Below are 5,372 nucleotides of genomic sequence, written 5' to 3'. Positions count from 1 at the left end.
CAGATCCGGGCCTTATGCCGGAACCGGGACGCGACAAGATCCCCGACCGGGCCACCACGATGAGGGTTGGGCGCGTCAGGATCCAGGAAGTGCCCCTCCAACGCCCTGGCTGCGGCGCGGTCAAGGTTGGTGGTCTCGTCCACCATGATCCGGGCATGCTGCCACGACATCACCCCCGCCTGCAGCGCGGACAAGGTCAACGGCAAATCAGTGGTCAAAGTATGGGATTCGGCCAGCAGGGCCCCGGCAGTCCGTTCACCGACCGTCAGTGCACAGGCGACCTCCGCGACCAACGCCATTTCCTGCGCGGTGGCTTCCTGCGGCGACAGCGCCGGCGGGTTCAACGCCGTGGAGACTTCGACCAGTTCCGCGAGTACCTTGACCTTCTCCGCCGCGATCCGGGCCTCAAGCCGGGCAATCCCGGCCAACCGGTCCAGACAATCATCCTTCCGCCGGCGCAAAGGATCCGACGGGAAAAGCACCTCACCCTTGGCTCCGTCATTCTTGGCTCCGTCATCACAGTCACCGCCGCCGGGACGCCCAAGGCGTGGGGACGGGGCAACGGCACGGCCAGCGGCCTCGGCGGGGACAGCAGCTAGGGCACGGCCAGCGGCGGATGCCATGATGCGCTCCAACACCTCACCCGCCGTCGTACTTTCCATACCCCCATCATCCCGCCGGGCACTGACAAAAACCCCGAGCCTACAGGCCTATGTGGATAACGCTCCGACCATGGCTGATGGAGATCCCGGTGTCTGCCTCAGTCCTTGAAAAGACCTGCCAGGTCCTCGGCCGTGATGGAACCGCCGGACAGGGCGTCGCCCTCCATGACATCCGCGAACAGCTGCGACTTGCGGGCCTTCAGCGCCATGACCTTTTCCTCGATCGTGTCCTTGGCAACCAACCTGTAGACCATGACGTTCCGGGCCTGGCCTATACGGTGCGTCCGGTCTACGGCCTGCGCCTCGGAAGCCGGATTCCACCACGGGTCCAGCAGGAACACGTAATCGGCTTCGGTCAGGTTCAGGCCAAACCCGCCGGCCTTCAGGGAAATCAGGAAAACGGGGGCGCTGCCGTTCTTGAATTCGTTGACGACGTCGGTCCGGTTTCGGGTGCCGCCGTCCAGATAGCAGAACTCGATCTTCTCCTCCACAAGCCGCTCGCGGACCTTGCCGAGGAAGCCGGTGAACTGGCTGAAGATCAGGGCGCGGTGGCCCTCAGCCACCAGATCCTCCAACTGCTCGAACAGCACGTCCAGCTTGGAAGACCGGACACCGGACAGCGACGGATCCACCAAGGAGGCGTCCAAGCTGAGCTGCCGCAGCAGTGTCAGGGACTGGAAGATGGTGAACCGGTTCTTATTCACGTCCTCGATCAGGCCCAGGATCTTCTGCCGTTCGCGCTGCAGGTGCGTCTGGTAGACCTTCTGGTGGCGCGGATTGAGCACCACCTCCAGGATCTGCTCCTGCTTGGGCGGCAGGTCCTGGATGACCTGGTCCTTGGTTCGGCGCATCATCAAAGGACGGACCCGACGGCGGAGCTTGTCCAACTGCCCCTTGTCGCCGTTCTTCTCCACAGGCTTCTGGTAATACTCAGCAAACCGCTTGGGGCTGGCGAACAGGCCCGGCGCCACAATCGAGGTCAGCGCCCAGAATTCCATCAGGTTGTTTTCCAGCGGTGTGCCGGTGATGGCCAGCTTGAAGGCAGCGGGCAACTTCCGCGCGCACTGGTAGGCCTTGGACTGGTGGTTCTTGACGAACTGCGCTTCGTCGAGCACCAGACCGGCCCAGGTCTTGGAGGCGTAGGAGTCGTAGTCGATCCGGAACAGGGCGTAGGACGTGATCACGATGTCCGCCCCGGAAAGCTCAAGTGCAGGGTCCTGGCCGTTCTTGGCGAAGGTCTCACCAATGGTCCGGACGGTCAGCCCGGGCGCAAAGCGTGCCGCTTCAGCCGCCCAGTTGCCCACGACGCTGGTGGGGGCAACCACCAAAAAGGGAGTGCCGCCGTCGGGCGCCGGACCCGTGCCGCCGTCGGGCGCCGGAGCTGGCATATCGGCTGCCGCCGTACCGCCGGAGACGCCGCCCTGTTCCTTCGCCGCGCACATGAGGGCGAGGGCCTGGACGGTCTTGCCCAGGCCCATGTCGTCGGCGAGCACCCCGCCCAAGCTGTGACGGTAGAGGAAGCTGAGCCAGTTGAAGCCTTCCAGCTGGTACGGGCGCAGTTCCGCGTTGAGCGCGGCAGGCAGCGGCAGCCCGTTGATCCCGCCCTCGAGCAGCCCGCCAACGGCCTCACGCCATGCGGCGGCCTGCTGGTCCACGATGCCGAGGTTCGCCAGCTCGTCCCAGAGCCCCGCCTGGAAGCGGCTGATCTGCAGCGGGGCATCCTTGTTGTCCTGGAGGGAGCGTGCCTCCTCGATCAGGGCGCGCAGCTGGTGAAGTTCGGGGAGGTCCAGGGAGAAATAGGCGCCGCTGGGCAGCAGCATCTTGGTCTGCCCCGCAGCAAGGGCGGAGAACACGGCAGCGAACGACACCGGCTGGCCCTCCAGCGAGATCTGGATGCCAAGATCGAACCAGTCGCGCTGCTCGGTGGCCTTGGTGGAAACGGAGATAACGGGGGCTTCCTCGGCCTCCCGGTAGTCGGCGATGTCGCCGGCGGTGTCCACGTCCACGTCGCGCGCCTGGCGGAGCAGGGGCAGGACGTCCTCGGTGAAGGCAAGAGTGTCCAGGCCGTTCAGCTCCACTGAGGCAGCCAGGCGGGGCGTGCCCCAGCCGCCGGTGGCTGATTCGCCGAGTGCAGGAACAACGTTCCACGGCTGGCCGATACCTTCAAGGATGCGGGCTTCGGCGGGGTCGTCGCGGTAGCCGTGGTCGCCGGGGTGGCGCCACAACGGCTGGGCGGTCACCAGGTTTCCGGTCTTGTAGTGCCACTCCCAATGCAGCCGGACCTTGTGGTCGGCGCCGTAATTGGCCAGCAGCGAAAGCGTGGGGACTGCCAGTGTGGGCAGCTCAACCGACTCGTCCTTGGCCGTGATCCGGGCGGCTTGCTTGAGCTTGGGGTAGAAGCCGGTAAGGAAGCGCGTCTCGTCCTTGGCAGGAATCTGCAGGGTGCTGCCGGCCGTCACGAACGCCAGCAGTTCCTCGCTCAAGCCGTTTTCCAGCGGCGCCAGGGTAATCACGTGGTCCGCGTCGACGCCGGGCAGCGTGTCCCCGCCGGAGGTGAGGAAAATGCCGTGGGCGGGGCGCCCGATGGTCCCCACGGAAGCCGGATCAACCTCAACCCCGTCAACGGTGACGGTGGGGGCGAGCTCCAGCCCGCCGTCGTCGGCCGCTGCTGCAGTGCCGCCGGGAACGGGAGAACCCGGAGCAGAGGAACCGACGGCGGCAGCCGGGGTGACCGGGGTGCCGAACCGGCTGAGGTTAAGGCCGACGGCGGCGGGAGACCCGGCGAGCCGCACCGGTTCGGTGCCGCGGCTGTGGACGAGGTTGAGGCCGATCTTTTGTGCATCGGCCAGCAGGCTCCAGAGGTTTTTGCCCGCGAAAGTGTTCAGTCCCAGCCAGAGGGCGGTCGAGTTGTGCAGGCGGTTGGCGGCGGCAGTGTGCGCGGCCAGGAACTCCTGCATCCACTCCACATGCAGCTCGTTGCATTCGCGGCGGAAATTCAGGTAGCTCAGGGTGTTCCAGGAGACGTCGCCGCGGATCCATTTGCCTTTCGAACCCATGATGACGGGGCGGGCCTTGAGCTGGCGGACGCTCCGAAGGGGATCGCGCCGGCCAGTGTAGGAGAAGTGCGGCGCAGGTTCCTCGACGTCGAACTGGAGCGCCAGCGGGATGCCGTTGCTCGACGGCGTGATGCCGGGCTGGGAGATGAGCGGGCTCAGCGCCTGTTCCCAGTCCGCCAGTTCAAGGGTGGCGGGCTGGCGTGAGAGCCGGGAAACATCGGCCGGAGTGAGCAGCTGGACGCGGATGGCAGGGTTGTCCTCAGCCGCGAAAAGGAGGGCAGCCACATGCTTGCAGTCCTTGCGGACAGGGCAGCTGCAGACGCCAACGGTGCAGCTCCAGCCGCCGGCCTTACGGACCAGTTTGGCCGTGGTGGAGTACGGCACATCCGAGCCTCCCCGGACCTTGCCGAGCATCAGCCCGGTGGCGGCGTCGAACGAGATCCCGGAAACGCGGCTTCCCATGGCATAGGCCAGCCCGGCCGCGAGGGAGCGGTCGTTGATGGCGGGGGTCTGTATTGCCAGTGCCGCACTCTCGTCCGGTTGGGATGGCATGGTGCGCGCTACTTTCAGCTGGCCGCGGGGGACCAGTGTCCGATCGATGGTTATCTGCTCCATCTTAGTTCGCCCGGAGGAGCACCACTGCGCCGGCCCTTTTGCCATGTGGATAACGCGCACCGAAATCTTCGCCTGACGTTCACTTCAGCCTCAACATCCGGCCGTTCCCGCCGACGTAGCGTGAAAGTGTCCTGAGCACCACAAGCTTTCAGCAGTGAGGAACACCATGACCACGAGCCAGCACCCGGTCGTCCTGACCACCGCCAGCATCGAAGCCGGCAACGAGGAAGTTGTCGATGCGAACGTCCACGTGGTGAACGCCATGTACGCGAAACTGCTCGACGCCGCCGAGATCGCCCCCGCCGCCCTGGGCAGCTACTACGTGGACTTCTACGTGACACAGTCGCTGGAGGGCGGCTTCGCCCAGTACGTTTTCACCGCAGACCGGGACGAAGTGGACCCGCTCATCCGCGAAGGCCTCGCAGGCATGGGTGCGACGGCGCACCTTGACCTCTTCAACCGCACCGTAGAAGCGTTTGACGCCCTCTCCGAAGAGGACGAGGAGCGCTACCTCGACGGTGACCTGGACACCGAAGAAGAGTCCACTGACGGCGTGCGCACGCTGGAGGAGCTGGACGGCGAGTTCGAGGAACTGTTCGAAACCGAGAACATCACGGCCCTCAACGCTTCCTGGCTCCTTGGCCAGGAGGGGCTGCTGGTGCTCGACGAGGACGGGCTCGCAGCCTACATCGAGCGTCAGGCCGCTCTTATCCCGGACCTTGAGGAGCGCCAGGCGAGGGCGGACGCCGAAGCACTGGAGGATGCCCCGGACTTCGAAATCATCATCCGTGAACTGTGCGATGTTGCAGGTTACGAACTCCGGAAGATCACCATGGGCGATCCGAACTACCTCCACAACGGGGAGAAGACGCTGGCGTGGCACTTCGCCACCGATCACGGCGATTTCCTCATGGTCGAAGAGGACGATGAGGCGTTCATGATCAACCCGGAGACGCAGGAAATCGTTGCAGCCGTTGAGTTCGAGGAAGCTGACGACGACGAAATGGCCGACGCGTAGCAACAGTACCGACGGCGGGCG

At 65.3% G+C, this 5,372-nt stretch carries 2 protein-coding genes and 1 pseudogene; 1 reads left to right on the top strand and 2 read right to left on the bottom strand.

The window, feature by feature from the left end:
- A pseudogene (locus DBR22_RS23240) lies at window positions 1-662 on the bottom strand (HNH endonuclease signature motif containing protein); the annotation flags it as partial.
- 98 nt (window positions 663-760) lie between these two features.
- Window positions 761-4,270, bottom strand: a complete 3,510-nt coding sequence (locus DBR22_RS23235; RefSeq protein ID WP_108600913.1) for a DEAD/DEAH box helicase — start codon at window positions 4,268-4,270, stop codon at window positions 761-763.
- Window positions 4,271-4,499: 229 nt separating this feature from the next.
- On the opposite strand from DBR22_RS23235, the gene DBR22_RS23230 reads away from it, so the two are divergent.
- The gene (locus DBR22_RS23230) at window positions 4,500-5,351 is read left to right on the top strand and encodes a DMP19 family protein (RefSeq protein ID WP_108600912.1); all 852 of its coding nucleotides are present in this window, start codon (window positions 4,500-4,502) and stop codon (window positions 5,349-5,351) included.
- The last annotated feature ends 21 nt before the right edge of the window (window positions 5,352-5,372 follow it).

The organism is Arthrobacter sp. HMWF013 (assembly GCF_003061105.1).
In the GTDB taxonomy this organism is placed as follows: domain Bacteria; phylum Actinomycetota; class Actinomycetes; order Actinomycetales; family Micrococcaceae; genus Arthrobacter.
The sequence above is the reverse complement of the archived record's forward strand: the minus strand, read 5'-3'. Positions and strand labels throughout refer to the sequence as shown.

Coding starts and splice junctions, on each gene's coding strand:
- DBR22_RS23230 (WP_108600912.1), top strand. CDS start 4,500: ATGACCACGAGCCAGCACCCGGTCGTCCTGACCACCGCCAGCATCGAA.
- DBR22_RS23235 (WP_108600913.1), bottom strand. CDS start 4,270: ATGCCATCCCAACCGGACGAGAGTGCGGCACTGGCAATACAGACCCCC.